Below are 23,904 nucleotides of genomic sequence, written 5' to 3'. Positions count from 1 at the left end.
CATGGGAACGGCTCTCGCGGACACCACGGTGACAATCGGATTGTCCGGGCCGCTCACCGGCAATCAGGCGGGCAGCGGCAAGGACAACGAGAACGGCGCGAAGCTCGCCATTCAGGATCTGAATGCGAAACCGCTGGTTGTCGGCGGCCAGAAGATCACGCTCAAACTAGACTCGGAAGACGATCAGGGCGACCCGAAGGTCGGCGTCCAGATCGCTCAAAAACTCGTCGATGGTGGTTCGATTGCGATCCTCGGACCGAACAACTCGGGCGTCGCCATTCCGGCATCGCGCGTGTTCAACGGCGCGGGCGTCGCGATTCTTCCGGTTGCATCGAATCCTGCGTTGACGGCGCAGGGCTTCAATACCATTTTTCGCATTGGTGCGAGCGACGCGCAGCTCGGCGGTTCCATGGCCGATTTCGCGAAGAATGTGCTGAAGGCGAAAACGGTGGCAGTGATCGATGACCGCACCGCTTACGGTGAAGGCATCGCAACCGAGTTTTTGCGGGAAGCCAAACAGATCGGCCTGACTGTGGTCGGCCAGGACTATACGAACACGAATGCGGTGGACTTCAAGGCCATTCTCTCGACGCTCAAGGCAAAAGATCCGGACGCCATTTTTTATGGCGGCTACACGGCGCAGGCCGGGCCAATGGTCAAGCAGATGCATCAGATTGCATTGAAATCGAAGCTGCTCGGCGGCGATGGGATCTGCTCGGCGGAAATGGCGCAATTGACGGGCGAGCTTTCGTCGAATGTGTTTTGTGCGCAAGGCGGCTCGGCGCTGGACAAGACGGACGCAGGGCGCGCGTTCATCAAGCGCTATAAATCGACCTACAACATGGACATGCTCGTGTACGCCGCCAATTTCTACGACGGCACCATGATGATCGCGCAGGCCATGCAGGCAACCAATACGACCACGGACCGTGCGAAGGTGCGCGCATATCTGGCGAACGTGCAATACGACGGCATTGCAGGCCACTACGCATTCGATGCCAACGGCAACCTGAAAGGCGCCCCAACGACCGTCTACACGTTCAGAAAGTCGCAGCTGGTTCCGAATTGAGCAAGCCTGTCAGGCTCAAGACGCGGTGTTCCGCGTCTTGCTTTGCTTGCGATGCTTGGGCGCAGAAGAATGATGTTTTGTGGTTCCACTGCCTGACATCGACGATTGTCCTTCGCCAAAATGATAGGTTTCGGCGGATGCTCCGCTTGAAATAAGGGCGAAGGCGCCGAGTGTCGAAACGATGATCACATGCTTGAGCTTCATGGGACAGGCATCCTTTGTGGAAAGTGCGTCAGCTTATACCAAACGAAAGCAAATCGAAGCTGACGCGCCAACCTATTCCCTTATTTGCGCAATGGCCGGTCCTGCATGAACCATGACAGGGCAAACGCCAGCACCACAACGGCGCTCGCCACCAGAAACACCACGTGCATGGAACCGGCGAACGCATTGAGGTAAACATCACGCGCGGCGGCGGGTAACTGATGAACCATTGCCGGTCCCATTGACCTCGGCATTTCAGTGCCCGCCGGAAGTGCATCGCCAAGCCGTGTTTGCAGGCCGTTCGAAAAGATCGCGCCGAACGTGGCTACACCTACCGATCCGCCGATCGACCGGAACAGTGTCGCGCCGGATGTCGCCACGCCTATATGCTTGAACGGCACCGCGTTTTGCACCGCCAGCACGAGCACCTGCATGACCATCCCAAGACCGAGTCCGAGCAGCAGCATGTACAGATACATGATGTGAAGCGGCGTGGCGAGTTCGAGCCGTGACAACAGGAACATTGCGACCGCCACCAGTGCCGTTCCACAGATTGGGAACCAGCGGTACTTGCCGATCTTGCTGATCATCCGGCCGCTGATAATGGATGTCGAAAGCACGCCGGCCATCATGGGCAGGACCTGCAGGCCGGCTTGCGACGGCGTCGAACCCTTCGCCACCTGAAGGTAAAGCGGCAGGAAGGTGGTCGCGCCGAACAGCGAGAATCCCACAATGAAACCGATTAGTCCGCTCAAAACAAAAGTGCTCTCCTTGAAGAGCCCAAGCGGCATAATTGGTTCGTCGGCAAGTCGTTCTTCATGGATGAAACCGGCCAGAGTAATGATCCCGAGCGCCAGCGTGAACCAGAGCTGCGGAGAACTCCAGGGCAGCAATGTGCCTCCCTGACTGGTAAAAAGAATGATACAAGTGAGCGATGTAGCCAAAAACGCAGCGCCCATGTAATCGATTTTATGCTTCACATGCGCCACATGCGGCTTGAACACCAGCCCGATCACGATCAGCGCCACAACGCCCAACGGCACGTTGATATAGAAGATCCAGCGCCATGAAAGATGCTCGACAATAAACCCGCCCAGCAAGGGCCCAAGCACGGTAGCCAAGCCGAACACGCCGCCGAACAAGCCTTGATAGCGCCCGCGTTCCGCAGGCGGAATCACGTCGGCAATGGCCGCCATGGTCACGACCATCAGGCCGCCGCCGCCGAGCCCCTGCAAAGCGCGCAAGACAATCAACTGGGTCATGTCCTGCGCGACGCCGCACAGGATCGACCCTGCCAGAAAGATCAGGATCGCCGCCTGGATCACGACTTTGCGGCCGAACAGATCGCCGAACTTGCCATACAGCGGCACCACGATGGTGGACGTCAACAGATAAGACGTCACCACCCAGGACAGGCTTTCAAGTCCCCCAAGCTCGCCCACGATAGTCGGAAGCGCCGTCGACACAATTGTCTGGTCGAGCGCGCCGAGCAGCATGACGAGCAGCAGCGCCGTAAAAAGCAGCCGGATGGGCGGCCGTTCGGTTGCGGGAAGCGCAACGGTGGGTTGCAAGGTTTCCATTCAAGCGCCTGGAATTAATTAACATGGAAGTTAATATTAGGCGACGTCTTTTCCTGGGTCAATTGCGACTATGACTAAAAATGTAACCGAACCTTCCCGAAGTAATGTTTCCGGCGATGCGGAAAAGCCCGTTCGCCGGCGCGGCCGCCCGACAGGCGGGCAACTTGGCGAGCCGCGGATGCTGTTGCTGGACGTTGCATTGTTGCTGTTCGCGCGCCATGGAATCATGGAAACGACGCTTGGCGCAATCGCACGGGAAGCGGGCGTTACGCCGGCCATGGTTCATTACTACTTCAAGACTCGCGAACAACTTCTGGATGTGTTGATCGATGAGCGTTTCGTGCCGTTGCGAGCAAAGCTTGGCTCTGCGTTCGCCAATTCGGATGCGGAACCGGCTGAGGCGCTGCGTGCTTTTGTAGAAGGGCTGGTCACGGTGTCCGAGCAGAATCCGTGGTTTGCGACGCTCTGGATTCGCGAGGTGATCAGCGAAGGCGGCCTGTTGCGCCAGCGGATTGCGGAGCGTTTCGGCGATGCAAACCAGAAGGCGTCGATCGAACGCATCGAAAAGTGGCAGAAGGAGGGCAAGCTCAACCCGGATCTGGAGCCATCGTTGTTGTTCGTTTCATTGTTCGGGCTCACCTTGCTACCCCTCGCCGCGAACTTCAAGTGGGCCGAAGAGCACGGATTCAAGCCGAGGCGCGACAACATCGCGCGGCACGCTGTTGCAATGCTGATGCAGGGCGTCGGGCCGGTTTGAGCTAAGGGAATACTCAGGCCGGCACCGCGACCGGCGCTGAATTGCTGCCTGCGTCGAGCATTCGCACAGCGAAGCCATAACATCGCTCGATCAGATCGGGCCGCATGACATCGCGAGGAGGACCTTGCGCGATGATCGTGCCATCCGCGAGGAACGCGAGGGTATCTGCATGACGCGCCGCCAGGTTCGGATCATGCACGATCGCCATTGCGCCCATGTTCCAGTCGCGCGCCGGATCGCGCACAGTCGCAAGCAACCGATGCTGATGCGAAAGATCGGGCGCTGCGGTGGGTTCATCGAGCAGGAGATAGCGTGGGATATCCGCACTGCGCGTGGTGCCCGTAAGCTGGCTGGGTGATTGAGAGCACCTGGCTGGCAGCACGCATCGATGTGCGGACTGTGGTTTGAGTGTTGGCTATGTGGTTAGCGTTGTAGTACGTCTGTAAGCCTGATGAATTTATTGCAAATAAGTATCATTATCAATAACGTTCGTGGTGACTTTTTGTTGAATGCTGATCGTTCAGATCGCCGGAATTTGTCACGACCAACATGAAGTTCGCCAAACAAACCTGCGTGCAAATGAAACCCGCCATGCATTGCGTGCTACCGTTCGTCCTTTTTGCAGCCAGGAGACGGCCATGCCGACCGGACGAGTAAAGTGGTTTAGCGACGCAAAGGGTTTTGGTTTCATCACGCCGGACGATGGCAGCGAAGAATTGTTCGCGCATTTCTCGGAGATCAAGACGGAAGGATTCAAGACGCTGCTGGAGAACCAGAAGGTCAGTTTTGATATTGGCCAGGGTCCGAAGGGCAAGCAGGCATCGAATATCCTGCCTGCCTGAAGGTCCGGAAACGGCCTTAGTGGTTGTGCGTTTCGGGATGCCGCAGCCGCGAATGATTGCGCCCGTACGAGACGTAGATCACGAGTCCAATCACCAGCCAGACAACAAGACGCATCCAGGTGACCAGCGGCAAGCCGGTCATGAGCAGTAGACAAAACAGGATGCCGAGAATCGGCACGACAGGTACGCCCGGCACACGAAACGGCCGGCTCGCGTCCGAGTCGCTGCGTCGCAAATAGATCACCGCGCCGCATACAAGCACGAACGCGAACAGCGTCCCGATGCTTACCATCTCGCCCAATACGCTGATCGGCGTGAACGCCGCAACGACGGCAACCACAGCGCCGATCATGGTCTGGCTCAGATGCGGTGTCTTCAAGCGCGGATGAACTCGCGCGAAGAGTCCGGGCAACAGGCCGTCCTGCGACATCGTGAAAAAGATGCGGCTCTGGCCATATAGCAACACGAGGATCACCGTCGTCAGGCCGGTAAGCGCGCCCACCTTGATGAGAATGGAAAACCATGTAAGGCCGATCACATCGACGCCCTTGGCGATCGGATCAGGCACGTTCAGTTCGCCATAAGGCACGAGGCCCGTGAGCACACCCGCGACCGCGATATAGAGGATGGTGCAGATCACGAGCGACCCGAGAATGCCGATAGGCATGTCACGTTGCGGCTTGCGCGCCTCTTGCGCAGCAGTCGAAACGGCATCGAAGCCGATGAACGCGAAGAACACCACCGCCGATCCACGCAAGATCCCGCTCATGCCGAAGTTGCCGAACTCGCCGGTATTGGGTGGAATGAACGGATGCCAGTTCGCCGGATGCACGAAGAACACGCCGAGCGCGAGGAACGCCACCACCACGAACAGCTTGATGGCGACCATCACGTTGTTGAGCCGCGCCGACTCCTTGGTGCCCATCACTAGCATGAGCGTGAGCAGCGCGATGATAAGCACGGCCGGCAGATTGACCACGCCGGTGACGGACGTGCCATCGGCGAGTTTCACGATGGTGCCCGGCGCGGCGGCGAAGCGAGGCGGGAAGTTTATGCCGAGGTTATGCAGCAGGCTTACGATATATCCCGACCAGCCGACCGCGACCGTCGCTGCTCCCATCGCGTATTCGAGTATCAGGTCCCAGCCGATGATCCAGGCGAACACCTCCCCGAGCGTGGCGTACGTGTAGGTGTAACTGCTGCCGCAGACGGGCAGCATGGCCGCGAGTTCCGAGTAGCACAAGCCCACGAAGGCGCATGCAATGCCGCCCAGTACAAACGACAAGATGATGCTTGGTCCCGCGAATTGAGCAGCAGCGGTGCCGGTCAGCACGAAGATGCCAGCGCCGATGATCGCGCCGATTCCCATCGCCGTGATGCTGAGCGCGCCCAGTGTTTTGGCGAGCGGGCGTTCTCCGCCGTCAGCACTCTTGATGATGTCGTCGACGGATTTGCGCGCCATGTAACTCGTATCAGCCATCAGTGTCGCCTCGTTCGTACGTTGGTGGACACGAACCGGTCCGGCGAGGCCGGTCCGATCTGCGGATCACTACGAAATACGGTTGATGCAAGACGACTCAGCGCTACGCATTACTACGCATGAGCGAGCGGCTGATGATGCTGAAGACCCGGCCTCTGCAACTTGAGACCGAGTTTTGGTGACCCAGTCTATGCCGAATGAATTTGGTTGTGAAGCAGTGAAAAAGCCGGTGTTGGCGGCAGGCATTGCGGACAGGAGTGGCGAGGGGATTAAAGCGCGGATGCAGGCGGGATCGGGTGTGCTGCTTGCTAAATACTTGTTTGTAGCGGCGTGCAACGCGCCGGAAAGCTGCCCCCGGCGCGTTGATCAGTCAGTGCTTATTATTCAATGCTTGCGGCGCTCGCGCACGGCCGCTGCGAGCGTCTGCAGCACGGGTTCGGTCTGCGTCCATGCGAGACATGCGTCGGTAATCGATACACCCTTGCGCAACGGCACGCCCGGTTTCAAATCCTGGCGTCCTTCTTCCAGATGGCTTTCGATCATCACGCCGATGATCCGCTTGTCGCCATCGTTCAATTGACGCGCGATATCTTCGCCGACTTCAACCTGGCGCAGATGCGACTTGCCCGAGTTCGCATGCGAGCAATCGATCATCACCTGCTCGCGCAAGCCGACGTCTTTCAATGCGGCGCATGCAACCGCGACGCCTTCGCGATCGTAGTTCGGGCCTTTCTTGCCGCCGCGCAAGATGACGTGTGCATCCGCGTTGCCCCGCGTTTCGAAGATGGCGGCCATGCCCATCTTGGTCATGCCCATGAACGCATGGCTTGCCGCAGCCGCGACGATTGCGTCCGCCGCGATCTGCACGCCGCCGTCAGTGCCGTTCTTGAATCCGATCGGGCAGCTCAGGCCTGAAGCCAGTTGCCGATGACTCTGGCTCTCCGTAGTACGCGCGCCGATTGCGCCCCACGCGATCAGATCCGCGATGTATTGCGGGCTCAGCAGATCGAGGAACTCGGTGCCCGTAGGCAGCCCCATGTTGCCGATATCGAGCAGCAACTGGCGCGCGCGGCGAAGCCCTTCGTTGATGCGGAACGTGCCATCGAGCAAGGGGTCGTTGATATAACCTTTCCAGCCCACGGTCGTGCGCGGCTTTTCAAAATACACGCGCATGACGATCAGCAAATCGTCGCGCAAAGCGTTAGCGGCGGTTTTCAAGTGCTGCGCATATTCGATCGCCTGATCGTGATCATGGATCGAGCACGGGCCAACCACGACGACCAGCCGGTCATCGCGGCCTTGCAGAATATCCGCGATTTCGACGCGGCTTCGTTCCACCAGCGTCTGCACGGACGGGGTCACGGGCAGGTCGTCTTGCAGCAGCGCCGGCGAGATCAGCGGACGGACGGCGCCGATGCGGACATCGTCAATGCGCGTCGTGTCCTGGGTCGCGTCGGCACGGCCGGCCTCCTGGTCGTGGAATGGGTTGTCGAGGCGGCTCATTGTGGGGTTCTCCGGAACTGGGCTGAGTCCGCGATTATCGCATTTGTGCCGATCCCGGCGCGCTACCGGGCGGGTTAACGCGGCTGTAATGTGAAGCGCTTGCTGAATATAGTGTGACTCTTCGCGTCCCAAAAAAGGACGTCAATCGCGTAGACGAGGAGACGGACGTGGCTGAGAAGCTGGGATCACCTATAGGCGTGGCGAACTCAACCAGCATGAATTTTCGATGGACCGTGCTGATCTGGCTGGTGGCCGGCGGCATCATCAATTACATCGACCGTGCAAGTCTTTCCATTGCAGCGCCGGAAATGATCCGGGAACTGGGTTTATCGCGTACGCAGATTGGCTTGCTCGGCACCGTCTTCGCATGGACCTACGCCGTGATGCAATTGCCGGCGGGATGGGTGATCGACCGGTTCGGCGCTAAAAAAGCCTATGCGGTCGCAATGATCTGGTGGAGCGTCGCGACCTATATGACCGGTGTGGTCGGCTCGGTCAGCGGCTTGCTCGTGATGCGCGCGTTGCTCGCAGTCGGTGAAGCGCCATGCTGGCCGACCTCCGCGAAAATCACGGCCGCGTGGTTCCCGAACAAGGAGCGCGGTTTCGCAACCGGGATCTGGGATTCATCGTCGAAATGGGGACCCGCGCTTGCGCCCGCCGTGCTCGTTGCGTTGATGGTCGCATTCGGCTGGCGTTCGCTCTTCCATGTGGCGGGCGCGGTCGGCATTGTGTTCGCTATCGTCTTCCTGCTGCTGTACCGCAATCCGGAGCAAAGCAAACGGCTTTCGAAAGAAGAGTTCGCCTATATAGAGGCGGGCGGCGGCGGGCGCGAGCGGTCGATCAGCAATTCAACGCACGAATGGCGCGGCTTGTTCACGCATCGAAGCGTGTGGGGCATGATCCTCGGCTACTTTTGCGCGATCTGGCTGTGGAATCTATTCCTCGTTTTCCTGCCTTTGTATTTGCTCGACCGATTTCATATTTCGTTCGTGCAACTTGGTATTTACGCAAGCATTCCGTGGATTGGCGGCGCGGTGGGCGAGATCATCGTTGGCTATCTGACGAAGAAGATGGTCGATCGCGGCATGGCGACGCCTATCGATGCCAAGCGCATGTGGATCGTGATCTGCGCGATTGGCGCGGCAATTTCGGCGGTTGCGATTCCGTTCGTGGACTCGCTGGGAATGACGATCACCCTGATGACGCTCGGTCTCGCGTTTCTCGCAGCGATCATTGGAGCGGCCTGGGCGCTGGCATCGGATGTCGCGCCCAAATCCATGGTCGCTTCCGTGAGCGCAATCCAGAATTTTGGCGGGTATTTTGGCGGGGCGTTCTCGCCGGTGGTGGCGGGCTTTATCGTCGATAAAACCGGGTCATACACCATCGCCCTGATTTCGGGGGGCTTGATTGCGGGATGTTCCGCGGTGTTCTACTGGTTCATGGTGAAGCGCGTCGTAGCGGAGAAAGGCGAAGTTTAGATAAAAATACCCTTCCGGCTTGGGGCCGGAAGGGTAATGCCACTTAAACCACTGTTGCTTGTCCCGATCCAAGATCGGCACCGGTCGTCGGATCTGAATTCGGATCCGATGCCGTGCGTGCAGCCATGGCTTGCAAAACATCGATGTCTTCCGCCGACACACCCACGCTCGCCAATCCGTCACCGCCATCTACGGCCGGTTGCGGATCTTCCACGAACTTCCAGTCGGCGCCTTCATTCCACGGTCCGCGTAACGCCGGTTCCGTGCCTTGCGACATGTTGTAGTACACGCTGGTAAATTCCGGCTTGCCTGGCAACTTTCCTTGCGGGAAATTCGGCTGGATGGAATGCAGCGCTTTTTCGAAAGACTTTTGATGCGCGATCTCGCGCGTCATCAGAAAGCCCAGCGTGTCGCGGATGCCTGGATCATCGGTGAGATTGATCAGGCGTTCATAGACGATCTTTGCGCGCGCTTCGGCCGCGATGTTCGAACGCAGGTCGGCGGTCGGCTCGCCAATCGTATCTATATAGGCAGCCGTCCATGGCACACCCGCCGAACTCGTCAGTGCGGGGCCGCCGCCATACAGCAGAGACGTGATATGCGAATCGTTGCCGTTGCCCGTTAGCGACCGGTACAACTCGGCTTCTTCTTCCACGCCTTCAGCGAGTTGGCCCTTCGCGCCTTTGTTCAGCATCGCGACGATCGAACCGATGATCTCCAGATGGCTTAGTTCTTCAGTGGCGATATCGAACAAGAGGTCCTTGCGGCCCGGATCGTCCTCACCAACTGCTTGCGTGAAGTAGCGGCACGCAGCCGCGAGTTCTCCTTGCGATCCGCCGAACTGTTCCAGCATCAAGTTCGCGAGACCGGGATTCGGTGCAGCAACGCGTACTGTGTATTGCAGGCGTTTGTTATGTACAAACATGGGTGAATCTCCTTGAGGTTGAGTCGATGTGCTGCGTCGTCTTATCTACAGACGTGTTTACGCCCGCGAATCATCGCGACAAAAAACAAATCGAACGTGTCGAATTACTCCGGGCGGCAACGCTTTTACAGCCACGCTGCACCCAGCCAAGGGCGCCCGGATCTCAAAGCGTATGAAGTGCTTTGGCGAACTCGCAGCAACGTCACCACGAGGAAAAGAATAGGACTACGGGATTAGCTTCAGCATTGCCCGTACCCGGGACCTTCCGTTCGCGCTTATATCCTTAAAAAGTCAAAATAATTTGACGCGACGCAAAAACCAGCCTATAACCATCTCATGGGATGGTAATGGGAAGGAAAAAAAGCGATGCAAAAGTTAGAGGTGGTTCGACCAAAAGGTGGCGAGACCGAGAAAATCACGATCAATCTGGGCCCCATCGACCTGGGGCAGATCGATTTACTGGTGGAAGAAGGTTTCTATTCGAACCGTACGGACCTGATTCGCACTGCGATCCGCAACCAGTTGGCAACGCACGCGAATGTCGTAAACGAAACGGTCACTCGCCGCGCGCTGGTGCTCGGCATGCAGCATTTTTCGAAACGCGATCTGGAAGCTGCGCGTGACGCCGGCGAGCGTTTCGACATCCAGGTGCTGGGGCTTGCAAGCATCGCCGCCGATGTCACGCCTGAACTCGCGCTGGAGACGATTGCATCGATCGTGGTGCTCGGCGCGTTCCACGCCTCGCCTGCGGTGAAATCAGCGCTGGCTGGCCGGATCGGATAAGCGTTTAACGACGCATCAAGGAAAAGACAATGAAACTCGACGATGGATTTCTGCATTCGATGCAGGACGCAATGAAGCTGCTGCGCACACGCGGGCCGAAGGAAGCGACCGCGGCGCTGCAGGGCATTCTGGGAGGGCAGGCGCCTTTGGCATCTCAAGCACCGCCTGCTCAACCGGCAGCGCCAACACCCGGCGCATTCAGCACGCATTCTTATGCGAACGCGGCGGGACACAGGACGTACAAGTTGTACGTCCCCGCGCAGTACAACGGGCAGCCAATGCCGCTCGTCGTGATGCTTCACGGCTGCACGCAAGACGCCGATGACTTCGCTGCCGGCACGCAAATGAATGCGCTGGCCGAACGCGACGGGTGCATGGTGGTGTACCCGGTGCAGCCGCAACAGGCGAATGCGTCCAAGTGCTGGAACTGGTTCAAGCCTGCGGATCAGCGGCGCGATTCCGGCGAGCCGTCTTTGATCGCGGGCATCACGCGCGACGTCATGGCGAAGCACGCGGTCGATCCGGCGCGCGTGTATGTGGCGGGTTTATCGGCGGGCGGGGCGATGGCCGCAATCATGATCCGCGACTATCCCGATCTTTACGCCGCCGCCTGCGTGCATTCCGGGCTCGCGGCAGGTTCCGCGCACGATCTGCAGTCGGCGCTCGCGGCCATGCGTGGCGGCAGGACATCGCGCGCTCAGAATGCAGAATCGCCAAAGCGGCCGATGATCGTGTTTCATGGCGACGCCGATACAACCGTGCATCCGTCCAACGCCGGCGAGTTATTGCGACCGTTCGGCGGCCAGGCAGTGGTTTTCGAAGACGCCTCGCGCGCCGACTCCGGCAAACGCAGGAGCACCGTCGAACGCGTGAAATCGGCGGATGGCGTGGATGCCGAGTCGTGGCTCATCCACGGCGCGCCGCACGCCTGGGCAGGCGGAAGCGCACGAGGTTCATACACGGACGCAAGCGGCCCTGATGCAAGCGCGGCCATGATGCGCTTTTTTCTCGATCATCCGATGCATGCTTAAACGAAGGGACACTATGGACGAACACGCAAACGAACGCGACATGGCATTGCTGCGCGAGGTGATCGCGCTCTCGGAGAAGTCCAGGCGCGATGGACGTCATCCGTTCGCCGCGCTCATCGCCAATGAACATGGTCAGATCGTCGCGCAAGCCGGGAACAATTCGATGCCACCGCTGGGCGACCCCACCCAGCACGCCGAGTTGCGCGCCGCCGCGCAGGCGGCGAAGGATCTGTCGCCGGAGCAGTTGCTGAAGTGCACGCTTTATACGAATGCCGAGCCGTGTTGCATGTGCTCGGGCGCGATCTACTGGTGCAACATTGGTCGCGTGGTGTATGCAATGTCCGAGCGACGCTTGCTGGAGATCACCGGGGATCATCCGGAGAATCCGACTTTCTCGCTGCCGTGCCGCGAAGTGTTCGCGCGCGGGCAGCGAGAGGTCAGTGTGGTCGGGCCGCTGATTGAAGATGAAGCGGCGGTCGTGCATGAAGGGTTCTGGGAATAACCGCTGCCCGAATCATTTTCAAGCCGGCAGCGAAAAGCTCCCGATCGCTTCGCGCAATACATCGACTTGATCCTTCAGCGAATGCGCTGCGGCCGCTGCCTCTTCAACCAGCGCCGCATTCTGCTGCGTGACCTGATCCATCTCGCCCACCGCGCGATTCACCTGTTCGATACCCGCGCTTTGCTCATTCGAAGCGTGGCTGATTTCATCCAGAATCTCGTTCACGCGACGCACGGAGCTGACGATCTCACCCATCGTGGCTCCCGCGTTGCTTACCAGCGATGCACCTTCTTTCACCGTATCCGTCGATGTCCCGATCAGCGCCTTGATCTCTTTCGCGGCCGTCGCCGAGCGTTGCGCGAGGCTGCGAACTTCCGCTGCCACGACCGCGAAGCCGCGTCCTTGTTCCCCCGCCCGAGCTGCTTCAACCGCAGCGTTCAGCGCGAGAATATTGGTCTGAAACGCAATGCCGTCGATCACGCCGATGATGTCGCCGATCTGCTTCGAGCTTTCGGTAATGCGCGTCATGGTGTGGATGACTTCTTCGACCACGCCGCTGCCGCGCTGGGCGACATTGGCCGCTTCGCCTGCGAGCTTGGCCGCTTGCGTGGCGCTATCGGCGTTCTGCTTCACGTTCGCAGTCATCTCGTCCATGCTCGATGCCGTTTGCACGAGCGCGGCGGCTTGCTGTTCCGTCCGCTGCGACAGATCGGTGTTGCCGGCGGCAATCTCCGACGCCCCCACATTGATGTTCTCAGTCCCGGCGCGAACCCGCGAGACGGTCTCGACCAGGCCACTTTGCATTTCGCTCAGCGCATACATCAGGCTGTGTGAATCGCCGGCGGCGAGCGGCACGTGCGTGGTCAGGTCGCCGCGCGCAATGCGTTGCGCCGCGCTAACTGCAATCGACGGATCGCCGCCGAGTTCACGTTTGATACTGCGCAGCACGAGCAACATTGCCAGCGACGCCAGCACGCCGAGCACCGTCGTAATCGCAAACCAGCGCAATGCGCTCGCGTAGAACGCGCTCTGGATATCGTCGGTGTACATACCTGTCACGATGTACCAGTCCCATGGCACGAAGTGATTTGCGAAGCTGATCTTTGGCACGGGTTTTTCGCTGCCGGGCTTCGACCACAAATAACTGATGAAACCGCCTTCGGGCGTCGAATTACCCGCATTGACGATATTGACGAAGAGTTTGTTGCCCGCCGGGTCGGCAAAACCTGCCAGATTCTGGCCGTTCAGCGCTGGTTTGATCGGATGCATGATCATGACGGGGCGCGAGTCGTTGACCGAGATGTAGCCGTCGGTGCCGTATCGCATGGAGGCGAGGACATCGAGTGCGCGCTTTTTCGCTTCGTCTTCGGAGATTGTCTTGTTGGCGGCGAGGCTCTGGAAATGCGCCGTCGTGCTCACGCCTTGTGCAACGAGCGCCTTGAGTTGATCGCGCCGGTCATCGAGCGTGGCCGAACGGCTTTGCCACGCCCCAATGAACCCGATTGCTACAAGTCCGAGCCAAAGCACGGCGATCATCGATCCGAGCTTTTGATTCAACGTCATCTTTTTCATGTCTACCGCCGTCGCCTGTGTTGAACCGAGTATTTGAATATGTGCGGCGTTGGGGCGCTGCCGAACGCCATGCCTGACTCATTTACGGCATGGCGGCGGTGGAATGTAGGGGTGGGATAACCCGTAGCTGAAAAGCACTTGAGCGCGAGCACTTTTAAGCGCCCGCCTGCACCGATCAGAACATGCTGCGGATTCCCAAACGACCCACTGCTTGTTTCTGGTTGCTCGACGGATTGAATCCGGCAATCTGTGCTGCGTTCGCGTCACCGGCGGCCTTTTGGTAAGCGCCCATCGCGTACACCGAGGTGCGCTTCGACAACGCATATTCAGCCGTCAGATTGAACTGGTTGTATTTCGGCTGAGCGCCCGTCGCATGATCGCGGCCCGTCGTGTACGTATAACCTGCACCGATGGTGATTGCCGGGGTTGGCGTGTAGAGCCCGGACAATTCGTAGTTCTGGAAGGTCGCATCGTGTCCGGCGCTGCCTTGCTGGAAGATCGTGTTCGTGAAATCGGCGAGCACGCGCAGCGATCCGAGCACTTGATACGAAGCGCCGACACCCAGCACGCGCTGCGCGCGCGCCGCCGTCAGGTAGTCGCCATAGACCGAATTGGTGAAGCCGGGATAGTTCTGGTAACCCTGCGTGGACACGCCCGGATCGTTGATCCGCAAATAAGCGACGCCCGCGCTGAAAGGGCCGGCCGCGTATGTCGCGCCTGCGCTGAACGTGGCGTTATCGGAAAATTTTCCAGCGATTCCGCCTAGTGAATAAAGTCCGCCGAACGTGAAGCCCGCAACAGTCGGACTCCGATATTTCACCGCGTTCGCGATCGGAAAGCCGTTATCGGTGTTGTCCATATCGTTTGGATGCGCGAAGTAATAACCGCCGACATTCCCGTTGAGCGTATAAGGCTCGACGAAATCGACGATCGAATCCCACTGGCGACCCAGCGTCACCGTACCCGCCTGCGCGCTTTCGAGGCCGGCGTACGCGTTACGCGAAAATGCCAGGCCGCTGCCAAGCCTGCCGGAGTTGATATTGAAGCCGCTTTCCAGGCGGAAGATGACGGAGAGACCATCGCCGAGTTTTTCCGTGCCGCTCATCCCCCAGCGGCTGCCGGCGGTCACACCGGACGCGAGTTGAAACAGGCGATTGCCCTGGACGTTGCTGACGACGTCGACGCCGTCTTCCAGAAGTCCGTATAGCGTCACCGTGCTCTGTGCGTGCGCGATGGATGCGGTGGCAGACGCGGTCGCCACGATAGGAAGGATTACTGCAAGTTTTTTTCTCATGCTGACGTCCGGATGATCCAAAAGTGGGTGGAAAAATTCACTAAGGCGATCGCGGAGGATAAAGGGCACGTCTGATCATTTCGTAAAAATGCTTCGCCTTGGCCAGACCGGCAATGCTCAGGAGGGCTGGCGCTCTCAAGTCCCGGTTCCTGCCTGCCGATAAACATTCAAAGAGAGCGCCCATCGCACGTTTTAGATTTGAGGCGTTACGCAGCCTGGAAACGTAAATAACTGTTGCGAATTTGCCTAAGTCACACCGCGGCGACCAATGGAGGCATAGAGTTAAAGTGCTTTCTGAGGTTTGTGGTGCGTTGCGGGAGGTCGTATGAAACGTAGAACGGCTAGGCAGCTTGTTGTCCAGTTGGCGGATTTGAGGCATCTCGCGCGGTGTAGCGCACTGAGAGCAAAGGCTGCCAGCAGCACGATGGTGCAAAGCTCGCTTGAAGATGGCGCGCGCAAAACGCCAGACGTCAGAGACGCTACGAATGCGGCGGATGAAGTCGGGCAAGAATCGTTTGTTGGAGCGGTACATGAAATCCATGCATGAGCATTCGTTGCGGACCCAGGTCGAAAAGTGGCTTGCGCCAGGGTTGTCGACCCCTGTTCGTGTCACCGAATTTAGTCGGACGCCCGTCGGCGGCCGACGTTATGTGTGTGTGGAAACGGCATTGCCGCGGGGCTTGCGCGCGCTTTTGTTCTTTCGTCACGACGATGGATGCTGGTGTGTATTTCCTCCCGCGTCGGACAGAGCAGCCTCCAATCGATCGATGACGAATCGCGCGCAGCCAGGGTAAGGGACCGGGTGGAAATAGTTGGGGATGCTTATTTTTGAAGGCGCACGGTGATGTGCTGACCGCGCGTGATGTGCGGCCCATATGGCAACTTTTAGGTTGGCCATGTGCTAAAAAATACTATGCTGGGAGAATCGCCATGTACATCGGCTTGCTCGTCTCGCAAGTGCGGCATCCTCAGGAACGGCTGTCTTATCCCGAGGCCGCGCTGCCTAATGCGGAATCTTCGCCACGCGGTTTTGCCGCGCTGTGGACGAAAATCACGGGCGCTTTTTTGCGACTGGCGTAAAGCCTCCCTATTGCCCTCCGATTCGCTGCGCTCGCCTGAGCGCAGTGTCAGGATTTTGTCGTCCATCGTCTTTACCATCTTTAAGCAGCGCATCGACATGCCTCAGCGTCAATTGCGTTCGCTCCACGTTTCTGATATCGGTCGAACAGGTTAGCCGCACTGCGCCGACCTGATGACTTACTCATGAACTGTTAACGCTTGGATGTGACCAGGTTTCCAATTGCGAAACGAATTCGGCATGCACACGTTTTGCGAAAACCCAAGCCCCAAGGAAATAAATGGCGATGGACGGATGCTTCAGGGAAGGGGGCTCCTTTGGCCTCCGATCTTCATTCGACGGATCGCCAACGACTGAGCGAAACGAGCGCAACCGGCGCTCGATACCTGAAAGCCTGCGCATCCTCTTTCTTTTCAGTGGACTGTTCGCGGCGCATGCGAGCCAGGCTGCGGCCGTCGATCTTCCCGGCATGCTGCCCAGCATGATCGGCGGCGGCCTGGGTTCTACCACTGACTATGCAGGCGGGAAAGATCGCTTTGTCGGCGCCGTTCCGGGTGTGCGCTATGTCACCGATGGCGGACGTCTGTTCGAATTGTATGGGCCTTACGCGCAGTTCGATTTGGGCGGCATTACCGGGTTGCAATATGGTCCGGCCATATCGCTTCGCCTTGGACGCAACAACGTCGATGATCCGGTCGTTTCTCAGGTCCACGAGATTCACACCACGGTCGAGGGCGGCGGGTTCGTCGGCTATGAGTATGAGCATCCGGGTAGCGTTCCGTATCGGCTGCGCGGGTCCGTGACCGTCATGACCAACGCGGGCGTCGTTTATACAGGTGCGCGCGTCTCGGTGAACGGGAGCTTCTGGATGCCGTTGTACCGGCGGGTGTTCGCCGGAGCAGGCGTAGGGGCGAGCTGGGTCAGTCAGGGCTTCAACCAGGTCTACTTCGGGGTCACGCAAGACGATTCCGCTCGTAGCGGGCTGCCTGTGTTCAGCCCTTCGGGCGGGCTCGAACAAATGACGGGATGGCTCGCCGCGATCTATCAGTTCGATAAACACTGGTTCGGCGGCGCGATGATCTATTACCAGCGGGTATCGGGTTCGGCAGCGGACAGCCCCATCGTGACGCAGCGCGGCAATCGCAATCAGATCACGTATGGCGCGGGCATCGCTTATGCGTTCAAATGAACTGCAAGGCTATTCGAGTTCCACGCCTTTCAACTCGGGAATGAGAAACAGCGTCGCCAGCATGTCGAGAACATAAATACCCGCGAGCGATGCAATCGCGACCTGCAGCGAATACGACGCAGCCAATCCGCCCACGATGATCGGCCCCAATCCGCCGACCGCGCGACCAATATTGAACAACACATTTTGCGCGGTTGCACGGGCCGCGGTCGGATACGCCTCGGAGATAAGGGCCCCGTACCCACCGATCATCCCGTTGATGAACAGGCCCATCACGGCGCCGGCCCAAAGCATGGCGCCGGGCGTCGACAACGTCGAATAGAAAATCACCATCACGACCGAACCCGCCTGAAACAGCAGGAAAGTCGGCTTGCGGCCGATGCGATCGGCGAGCTGACCGAAGATAAAAACGCCGATCATCATCCCGACAATGGTCACCGACGTCCATAACGCCGACTTGGTCAGGCCGAAGCCCAGCGTCTTTCCAAGGTAAGTCGGCAGCCAGATCATGATGCCGTAGTAGCCGAAGTTCTGAACGGAACACAAAATGACGATACCGATGCTCGCGCGCGTGGTGTTGGCATCGGCGACAAGTAGTTTAAAAGCGTTAGCCTTGTTCTCGGGTTTCATCGAACTGCGTACGAACACCTCCGGTTCATGCAGCGAATTGCGCACCATCCACGCGATGATCGCCGGCGCCACGCCAAGCAGGAACATGCCGCGCCAGCCGATATGCGGAAGCAGCAGCGGCGTCAGCAAGGAGGCGGCCAGCACGCCCGCCTGCCAGCCCAAGGCAACATAGGACGACGCCCGGGCACGATACTTCGCGGGCCACGCTTCGGCTGCCAAAGCCATGCCGATACCAAACTCGCCGCCAAGCCCGATGCCCGCGATGGTCCGATAAGCGAGCAGATCCCAAAAGCCGGTTGCAAACGCGCACAGTCCCGTGAATACCGCGAACAGCACGATGGTCCATGTCAGCACGCGAATCCGGCCATACCGGTCGCTCAGCGAGCCGAACACAATGCCGCCCGCCACCGCGCCGATCAGCGTCCATGTAACCAGTGCCCCGGATTGCTGCGTGCTCAGATGCAATTCGAGCGCGATGGCAGGCAGCATGAAGCCGAGAATGAGCAGATCGAAGCCGTCCATCGCGTAGCCGGTTGCGGAGGCGATGAGCGCCTTCCACGCGTTTTTATCGGCGGTAAGGGTGGTGTCCGGGACTATCGGCGCCCTGCGTCCGGATGCCTTTGCATCGGCTTGCATACCAAGCTCCAGTGAGAATTCTTTTTGAGTTTGAAAGCGCGGCAAGCGACCGGCAATTCTCTGCTGACAAAAAAAACGATGGGGGCCTTTGCCCCCATCGCCTGCTTCTGAATCTTTACTTGGCTGCGGAGCCGCTCTCGGCCACGGTTTTCACCGCGCGTTTGCGTGCCGCTTTCTTCGCCGGCGCGGCCTTGTTCGATGCCCGGGCTTTCTTCGCTACTTTCTTGGCTGCTGCGCCATTGGATGCCAACGATTTTGTCTTGGCATTTTTACGCGCTGCGCCTGGTTGCCTTGTAACGGCATCGGCCGCAGCGGCGCCGTTCTCGATCAGGAACTTCGAACGGTCCTTGACCTGGGCGATCCATGCAGGAGCACGTCCATGTCCGCTCCAGGTTGCGCCCGTCTTTGGATGAAGATACTTCGGCGCGCCCTTGCCCGGCAGGCTGCCGGCCGCTTTCCGCCTTGTTTTCAAGGATGTTTTCGGCGCGCTGCCTTTTACCGCTTTCGCATTGCGCCGGGCTTTCGCTTTCGCCTCGATGTCCTCGGTCGTCAGGCCATGCTCCAGCATGATCTTTCGAATTTGATCGACTGCCGCTTGCATCTTTTTTGCAATCAATGCGTCAGCCTGAATCTGTAGCTTCGTTATTTTTGAGCGAAGCTGTTCGATTGTAGGCATATGGGACCTCCTGAAATGGATGTGGCCGCACTATGCCACGCGCGCTTGAATTGCAAAAGTGCCGATGAAGTGGAATCACGCAGGGCCGCCATGTTGCAACGATACGATCGTGTTTGAAGAGCGGTTCGAGACAGCGGTTAAAGCAAGTCATGCATGCTCTCAGACAGGGTTTTGCTATATCCATGTCAATGAAGTGAGGTACAGGTACGCGGTTTCGTGACTTTCATGCAAAAAACCCTTTAATTTATGGTCTGAGATGTTGCGTCTTCATGGCGGTGTTGTTACGCTGGCGCCCAACCCGAGGATTTGTACCTTTGCGTTAGTCGGTGACGGCGCAAAGGCAAAGGTCTTGGGCAACTTTTGACTATAAGCGAGGAACTCATGGCAACAACCACCACGAAGAAAACCGCAGCTCCGGCATCGAAGAAAGCAGCAGCGCCGGCAACCAAGAAAGTGACCGCCGCAAGCAAGAAAGCAGCGCCGGTAGCAAAGAAGGCAGCGGCGCCCGCAGCGAAGAAAGCGGTCGTGGCCACTCCGCTGAAACCCATCAAGGACTCGTTCACCAAGGCATCGCTGACTGTTCATCTGGCAGAACGCTCGGGCGTCGAGCCGAAGGCGGCGAAGGCTTTGCTCGCGGCTCTCGAAGAAACGCTGCTGGCATCGATTCACAAAAAAGGTGCTAAGGAATTCACGTTGCCGGGCCTGCTGAAGGTCGTTGCGCAAGACGTGCCGGCGAAGAAGAAGCGCTTCGGCAAGGACCCGTTCACGGGTGAAGACAAGTGGTTTGCAGCCAAGCCGGCATCGGTGCGCCTGAAGGTGCGCCCGCTGAAGAAGCTGAAGGACGCAGCGCTGTAATTTGAAGGTTTGCAGTCGAGTCTTCAGAAGTAATAACGCCCCTCGCGATGAAAATCCGAGGGGCGTTTTTTTGCAGTTTAAAAGATGGCGCCAGACGCCCGCTATTTCGACTGCTCCATCGAAGACTTCAGTTCCTTGGCGGCTTCTTCAATGCGCTTCGTCACGATCGCGTAGGCCTCTGTCTGCGCCTGCTGCGTTTTCTGCGCGATGTCCTGCATGTCGGCCAGCGCCTGATGCAGCGCTTTCTGTACGACCTCCGTCGGATTGCTTGCGGCCTTGGCCGGCGACGTGGCGAACTCTTGCGCGATGGTTTGGAAATCGCCGAGCGCGCGGCGCAGGATCTCCAGTTGCTTGTCGCGAAGCGCTTCCATGCCACCGAACGCAACGCGGTTTGCAGCCGCCAGCGCTTCAACGTCTTTGCGGCGGGCATCGAGGATGGCCTGGACATCGAATCCGGGAAGCTTGTATTGCTGGAACATTGCGGCAAACTGACTAAACGGGTCGGCGTACTCGGGCTTTGCCATGTGCGTCTCCAATAGGTTTATTCGCGTTCGGAAAAACGAGAGGCGCTCTTCGGTGTTCGACCTTCGGCGCCCAACGCTCGTTCGATATTACAGCGGAACGGCCGTTCCCGAATCCAAGGGAAAACGCGCGGGAGTTCGCGCGAACGTTCACGAGCGCGCTGTAATCTTAGGAGACAATTATTTGGGAACGTAGCGAGCTTCAGTGGCTCATAAGAACTGAAGGGTTGTGTTTATCCCGGCGCACGAATGGAGTAAATGATGAAAGTCGCAGCAAAGATTGTTATGTCGATGCTGATTGCGGGCGCGTCGGCGGGCGTTTATGCGCAGGCGAACGGCAGTCTGGACGATGGCGCAAACCCGGCCTCCACGCGTAATCCAACTGCGCCCGGAACGTCCGTTCGCAACAGTCCCCAAACGAGCGTGACGGGACTTAGCAAAGGAACAGACGGTGTTATCAGCAGCATGAGAGCCAACGGCACGAGAACCACGGAAAGTTCAATCCTGAGGGCGCCAAACAGAACCGGGACGATGCCCGGCACGCGATAAGCCCCGGCGCGCTCATCTGAATACCAGTGCGCGATCGCCGCCTCGCTGCAGCACGAAATTCTGCAGCACCATGGCAAGGTCTTTCTCGTTGGGACGCGTTCCCCACGTGCTGTATCCCGCGACGGACGCGATCGCGAACCATGAGTGAGGCGGAAACCATTCGGCGATGACAACGCCTTCGTCGATAATTCTAAGGCGTCCGGTATCGCGATTGAATTCCGCCGACATCGCCATGCCGTCAATTTGCCTGCTTGCCCTGACCGGTTTGCTCAGCATCTTGCGCTCCCAGTTGCAGCGTGTTTTATGACGTCGGCGAGATGGATCTTCGGATTGAACGGATCCCGAACCTTTCGTGCAGAGCGAGCGCGATGGTCCGGGTTTTTATTGATGACGTTGAACTATCCGCACGATGAAAACCGTGCGGCGGCAAAGCGATGCGGGGAGACCGCACCAAATTCTGCCCTGGCGGCGTCTGAGTCTTGGTGCGCGGCGAGAATCGCGCATGACTTGAACATAAGCCGACGATATCCAGCAGGCAATCCCTCTTTTAGGAGGGCATCGACTACTAGGGTATTGGGGCAGGTAAGACAATAACTCTACTAAGATTTACGTTGTTCCGATTTGCCGGATTGCGGTGCATTCAGATGCGGCCCGCTTCCCGAAGCAGACGTCGAAGCAACATGACCTGATTAACGGCATCGGCTTCGAGTAATGACAAGCCGTCCTTTGGGAAAACCTCTTCCGGATGATGCCGCGGGTCGCCGGCCAAGCCGGATTCGATACTTTCGCCCACGCAACCGATCCATTCTGCAAGTGGAGCATTTGCCGCAAAGCCCGCGCCGAACGAACGTGCGCGCGTTGCGGTTCCCGCTACGCGGCGTAGCAGCGCGAGTGCGGTCGAGCCGGTACGATCCTCGTTCGATGTATCGAGTTTTTCCAGTCGCAAACGCGCGAGTACTTCCTCCGCGTTGTTGCTTGCAAGACCGGCGACGCGTCTTAGCCGCTCGAGTTCGAGTTCATCGCTTTTAGACCTGCCGAGCGCCTCGGCGAGATAAGCAAAATTCGCAGCGATCGCCTCGATCAACCTCTGATTGAAGCGGGCGGGTTCGCGGCTTGGCCATAGCAAGAAAGTCGCGAGCAATGCAACAACGCAGCCAAACACATTGTTCGTAAGCCGCGTGATCGCATAGCCAATCTCAGCGCCACCCGGGGCCGCAAAGTCCGCGACCAGCACGAACGTAGGCGTGATGAAAAGCACGAAGAGGCTGTAGCTCACGGGCCTGAGCGCCATGGTCGCGCACACGAGCGGGAACACGACCAGCGAGATTGCCACGGGTGAGTGAACAGCAAGACCGATCGCGGCGGCTAGCAGACCGCCCACCACGCTGCCCGCCGCGCGCTCGATGCTGCGCGGCCAGCTCGTTGCAATGGACGGCTGCAGGATCAGCAGCGTCGCCATGGTGGCCCAGTATCCGAACGGAAGGTGAAGCAGGCGCACCGTCATGAATACGATGGTCGCCGCCACCGCAACCCGCGCCGCATGCCGCGCGCCGATAGACTCCGCCGACGCATTCGCCTTCAGCGTTTCAAAACCGTGCTTCAGATTCAGCAAAGCCGCATTCCACCAGGACGCCTGCACGATCGGCGCGGGTTCCAGCTCGCTGAAATCGGCATCGAATCGAAGCACGATTTTTTCGCCCAGCGCGGTTTCCAGTTGCTGCGCAAGCGAATGAAGCCGGTCGCGCTGACGCCATGTCGGCTCCCAGGGTTGATCGGCGAGAGCACGGGACAGGCGCGAAAGCACTTCCGCGAAGGCTTCCAGTACGCGTGCGGCGCGTTTGGGATTCGGCAGCCTGTGGTGCCCGCGCTCGCAGGCGTCGGTGACGGCAATCAGGTACGCGAAGATCTGCTCGCTGTCGGCGAGCGCGAGCAGCAGGTTGTTGTAGGTGTCGCGTCGGTCGGCCCTTGCCGATGGAACCCGTGCCAACGCCTTGCGTGTCGTCTCGATCGCGGCGCGTGCCTGCCCGCGATACCGCGACGCATGCGATGCCCATTCCTGGAATCCGGCGCGCTCGCGCTTGAGCAGACGCGCGCTGTCGCTGGACATGTCGGCGAGCCGCGCGTAAGTCGCGCGCGTGGCGGCGCGGCTCGATCCAAACGGATGGATGCGCCAGACCGTGAAACTGAGCGCGGTCGCGAACAGGCATCCGGCGGCATACAACGCGAGGAACCGGAAGCTTTCCAAAGAACCATGAATGGGGCGATCGACCATCACCACGCACGCCGTTGCTGCGAGAATGCCGACCTGCGCCGACGCCGATCCCCAGATTCGCGCCAACGCGCCCAGCCCCGAAAAAACGAAAACGGCAACGGCCGCTGCAACGATGTTCGATCCCGACGCGTAAGCGGTCAGCCCGCCGCATAGGGTGGATAACAACGCGAACGCGCTCATCGATGCAAAGCGCATCCGGTTCGAGCCCGCCGCGTCCGCGAGGCACGTCCAGAACGCACCGATCGCCGCCCACGAAAACTCGGGCATGTGCAGCAGGTTGCCGAGCAGCAGCATGACCGTGGATGCAAACGCGGCGCGCAATCCTTCCGATAAATCCGCCTGGCTCACCGCAAACGAGACCATCCAGACAGGACGATTCCGCGCGACGGAGTCGAGCAATCCGGAAGCCGCCTTGCCATGGCGTCCCGCTACTTTTCTTGATTCACGATGGAGATCTCGCAAACGCAACATAAGCTTG

The 23,904-nt window shown here is 59.0% G+C and carries 23 protein-coding genes and 1 pseudogene; 11 read left to right on the top strand and 13 right to left on the bottom strand.

Annotated features, from left to right (window positions below; genetic code table 11):
- Nucleotide 1 precedes the first annotated feature (1 nt).
- Entirely contained in the window at nt 2-1,069 is a 1,068-nt protein-coding gene (locus HB633_RS17090) for a branched-chain amino acid ABC transporter substrate-binding protein (RefSeq protein WP_255580968.1), read from the top strand.
- A 15-nt stretch (nt 1,070-1,084) separates the two neighbouring features.
- On the opposite strand, the gene HB633_RS17085 is transcribed toward HB633_RS17090, so the two are convergent.
- Together HB633_RS17085 and HB633_RS17080 are read right to left on the bottom strand one after the other, a co-directional pair.
- Complete coding sequence (locus tag HB633_RS17085) at nt 1,085-1,273, bottom strand: hypothetical protein (protein WP_213779348.1); 189 nt, start codon at nt 1,271-1,273, stop codon at nt 1,085-1,087.
- Nucleotides 1,274-1,353: 80 nt separating this feature from the next.
- Entirely contained in the window at nt 1,354-2,853 is a 1,500-nt protein-coding gene (locus HB633_RS17080) for an MDR family MFS transporter (protein WP_213779347.1), read from the bottom strand.
- Between the two features lie 70 nt (nt 2,854-2,923).
- Between HB633_RS17080 and HB633_RS17075 the strand changes: the two genes are divergently transcribed.
- Nucleotides 2,924-3,610 carry a TetR/AcrR family transcriptional regulator gene (locus tag HB633_RS17075; RefSeq protein WP_213779346.1) on the top strand — a complete coding sequence of 229 codons (687 nt, stop codon included), beginning with the start codon at nt 2,924-2,926 and terminating at the stop codon, nt 3,608-3,610.
- 13 nt (nt 3,611-3,623) lie between these two features.
- Here HB633_RS17075 and hmuV read toward each other — a convergent pair.
- Nucleotides 3,624-3,926: pseudogene (hmuV, locus tag HB633_RS17070) on the bottom strand (hemin ABC transporter ATP-binding subunit); the annotation flags it as partial.
- Between the two features lie 322 nt (nt 3,927-4,248).
- Between hmuV and HB633_RS17065 the strand changes: the two are divergent.
- Nucleotides 4,249-4,452: a cold-shock protein gene (locus tag HB633_RS17065; RefSeq protein WP_060818122.1), complete on the top strand. Its 204-nt coding sequence runs from the start codon at nt 4,249-4,251 to the stop codon at nt 4,450-4,452.
- A gap of 16 nt (nt 4,453-4,468) precedes the next feature.
- Here HB633_RS17065 and HB633_RS17060 read toward each other — a convergent pair whose 3' ends face one another.
- Both HB633_RS17060 and HB633_RS17055 read right to left on the bottom strand, forming a co-directional pair.
- The gene (locus HB633_RS17060; RefSeq protein WP_213779345.1) at nt 4,469-5,932 is read right to left on the bottom strand and encodes an amino acid permease; all 1,464 of its coding nucleotides are present in this window, start codon (nt 5,930-5,932) and stop codon (nt 4,469-4,471) included.
- Nucleotides 5,933-6,316: 384 nt separating this feature from the next.
- Nucleotides 6,317-7,435 carry a 3-deoxy-7-phosphoheptulonate synthase gene (locus tag HB633_RS17055; RefSeq protein WP_213779344.1) on the bottom strand — a complete coding sequence of 373 codons (1,119 nt, stop codon included), beginning with the start codon at nt 7,433-7,435 and terminating at the stop codon, nt 6,317-6,319.
- Between the two features lie 167 nt (nt 7,436-7,602).
- Here HB633_RS17055 and HB633_RS17050 point away from each other — a divergent pair, with 167 nt between their 5' ends.
- A complete protein-coding gene (locus HB633_RS17050) occupies nt 7,603-8,913 on the top strand; it encodes an MFS transporter (protein ID WP_346730328.1) in 1,311 nt (436 codons plus the stop codon).
- A gap of 43 nt (nt 8,914-8,956) precedes the next feature.
- On the opposite strand, the gene HB633_RS17045 is transcribed toward HB633_RS17050, so the two are convergent.
- Nucleotides 8,957-9,838 (bottom strand): manganese catalase family protein, encoded by an 882-nt coding sequence (locus tag HB633_RS17045; RefSeq protein ID WP_213779343.1) that lies wholly within the window; start codon nt 9,836-9,838, stop codon nt 8,957-8,959.
- A 366-nt stretch (nt 9,839-10,204) separates the two neighbouring features.
- On the opposite strand from HB633_RS17045, the gene HB633_RS17040 reads away from it, so the two are divergent.
- From HB633_RS17040 to HB633_RS17030, 3 genes are read left to right on the top strand one after another with little or no spacing between them, the layout of a single operon-like run.
- A complete protein-coding gene (locus HB633_RS17040) occupies nt 10,205-10,621 on the top strand; it encodes a CopG family transcriptional regulator (protein ID WP_213779342.1) in 417 nt (138 codons plus the stop codon).
- Nucleotides 10,622-10,650: 29 nt separating this feature from the next.
- Nucleotides 10,651-11,652 (top strand): PHB depolymerase family esterase, encoded by a 1,002-nt coding sequence (locus HB633_RS17035; RefSeq protein WP_213779341.1) that lies wholly within the window; start codon nt 10,651-10,653, stop codon nt 11,650-11,652.
- Nucleotides 11,653-11,665: 13 nt separating this feature from the next.
- Nucleotides 11,666-12,154, top strand: a complete 489-nt coding sequence (locus HB633_RS17030) for a nucleoside deaminase (RefSeq protein WP_255580967.1) — start codon at nt 11,666-11,668, stop codon at nt 12,152-12,154.
- Nucleotides 12,155-12,172: 18 nt separating this feature from the next.
- On the opposite strand, the gene HB633_RS17025 is transcribed toward HB633_RS17030, so the two are convergent.
- Complete coding sequence (locus HB633_RS17025) at nt 12,173-13,717, bottom strand: methyl-accepting chemotaxis protein (RefSeq protein WP_213779515.1); 1,545 nt, start codon at nt 13,715-13,717, stop codon at nt 12,173-12,175.
- A gap of 184 nt (nt 13,718-13,901) precedes the next feature.
- Complete coding sequence (locus HB633_RS17020; RefSeq protein WP_213779339.1) at nt 13,902-15,020, bottom strand: porin; 1,119 nt, start codon at nt 15,018-15,020, stop codon at nt 13,902-13,904.
- A gap of 530 nt (nt 15,021-15,550) precedes the next feature.
- Here HB633_RS17020 and HB633_RS30915 point away from each other — a divergent pair.
- The 3 genes from HB633_RS30915 to HB633_RS17010 all read left to right on the top strand — a co-directional run bounded on the left by HB633_RS30915 (nt 15,551) and on the right by HB633_RS17010 (nt 17,287).
- On the top strand, nt 15,551-15,814 hold the full coding sequence (locus HB633_RS30915; RefSeq protein WP_255580966.1) for a hypothetical protein: 264 nt from the start codon (nt 15,551-15,553) through the stop codon (nt 15,812-15,814).
- 136 nt (nt 15,815-15,950) lie between these two features.
- Nucleotides 15,951-16,100 carry a hypothetical protein gene (locus HB633_RS17015; protein WP_213779338.1) on the top strand — a complete coding sequence of 50 codons (150 nt, stop codon included), beginning with the start codon at nt 15,951-15,953 and terminating at the stop codon, nt 16,098-16,100.
- A gap of 467 nt (nt 16,101-16,567) precedes the next feature.
- The gene (locus HB633_RS17010) at nt 16,568-17,287 is read left to right on the top strand and encodes a MipA/OmpV family protein (protein WP_255580965.1); all 720 of its coding nucleotides are present in this window, start codon (nt 16,568-16,570) and stop codon (nt 17,285-17,287) included.
- Between the two features lie 9 nt (nt 17,288-17,296).
- Here HB633_RS17010 and HB633_RS17005 read toward each other — a convergent pair whose 3' ends face one another.
- Both HB633_RS17005 and HB633_RS17000 read right to left on the bottom strand, forming a co-directional pair.
- Complete coding sequence (locus HB633_RS17005; protein WP_213779337.1) at nt 17,297-18,553, bottom strand: MFS transporter; 1,257 nt, start codon at nt 18,551-18,553, stop codon at nt 17,297-17,299.
- A 115-nt stretch (nt 18,554-18,668) separates the two neighbouring features.
- Entirely contained in the window at nt 18,669-19,229 is a 561-nt protein-coding gene (locus tag HB633_RS17000; protein ID WP_213779336.1) for an H-NS histone family protein, read from the bottom strand.
- Between the two features lie 381 nt (nt 19,230-19,610).
- On the opposite strand from HB633_RS17000, the gene HB633_RS16995 reads away from it, so the two are divergent.
- Nucleotides 19,611-20,084, top strand: coding sequence for an HU family DNA-binding protein (locus HB633_RS16995; protein ID WP_062003320.1), 474 nt, complete (start codon nt 19,611-19,613; stop codon nt 20,082-20,084).
- Between the two features lie 101 nt (nt 20,085-20,185).
- On the opposite strand, the gene HB633_RS16990 is transcribed toward HB633_RS16995, so the two are convergent.
- From HB633_RS16990 to HB633_RS16980, 3 genes are all read right to left on the bottom strand, one after another.
- Entirely contained in the window at nt 20,186-20,608 is a 423-nt protein-coding gene (locus tag HB633_RS16990) for a phasin family protein (protein ID WP_213779335.1), read from the bottom strand.
- 558 nt (nt 20,609-21,166) lie between these two features.
- Nucleotides 21,167-21,430 carry a hypothetical protein gene (locus tag HB633_RS16985; RefSeq protein ID WP_213779334.1) on the bottom strand — a complete coding sequence of 88 codons (264 nt, stop codon included), beginning with the start codon at nt 21,428-21,430 and terminating at the stop codon, nt 21,167-21,169.
- 364 nt (nt 21,431-21,794) lie between these two features.
- A complete protein-coding gene (locus tag HB633_RS16980) occupies nt 21,795-23,825 on the bottom strand; it encodes an FUSC family protein (RefSeq protein ID WP_255580964.1) in 2,031 nt (676 codons plus the stop codon).
- Nucleotides 23,826-23,904: the final 79 nt, after the last annotated feature.

Source organism: Caballeronia sp. dw_276 (assembly GCF_018449635.1).
Classification (GTDB): Bacteria; Pseudomonadota; Gammaproteobacteria; order Burkholderiales; family Burkholderiaceae; genus Caballeronia.
Note: the sequence above shows the minus strand (reverse complement) of the source record. Positions and strands in the feature narration are given on the sequence as shown.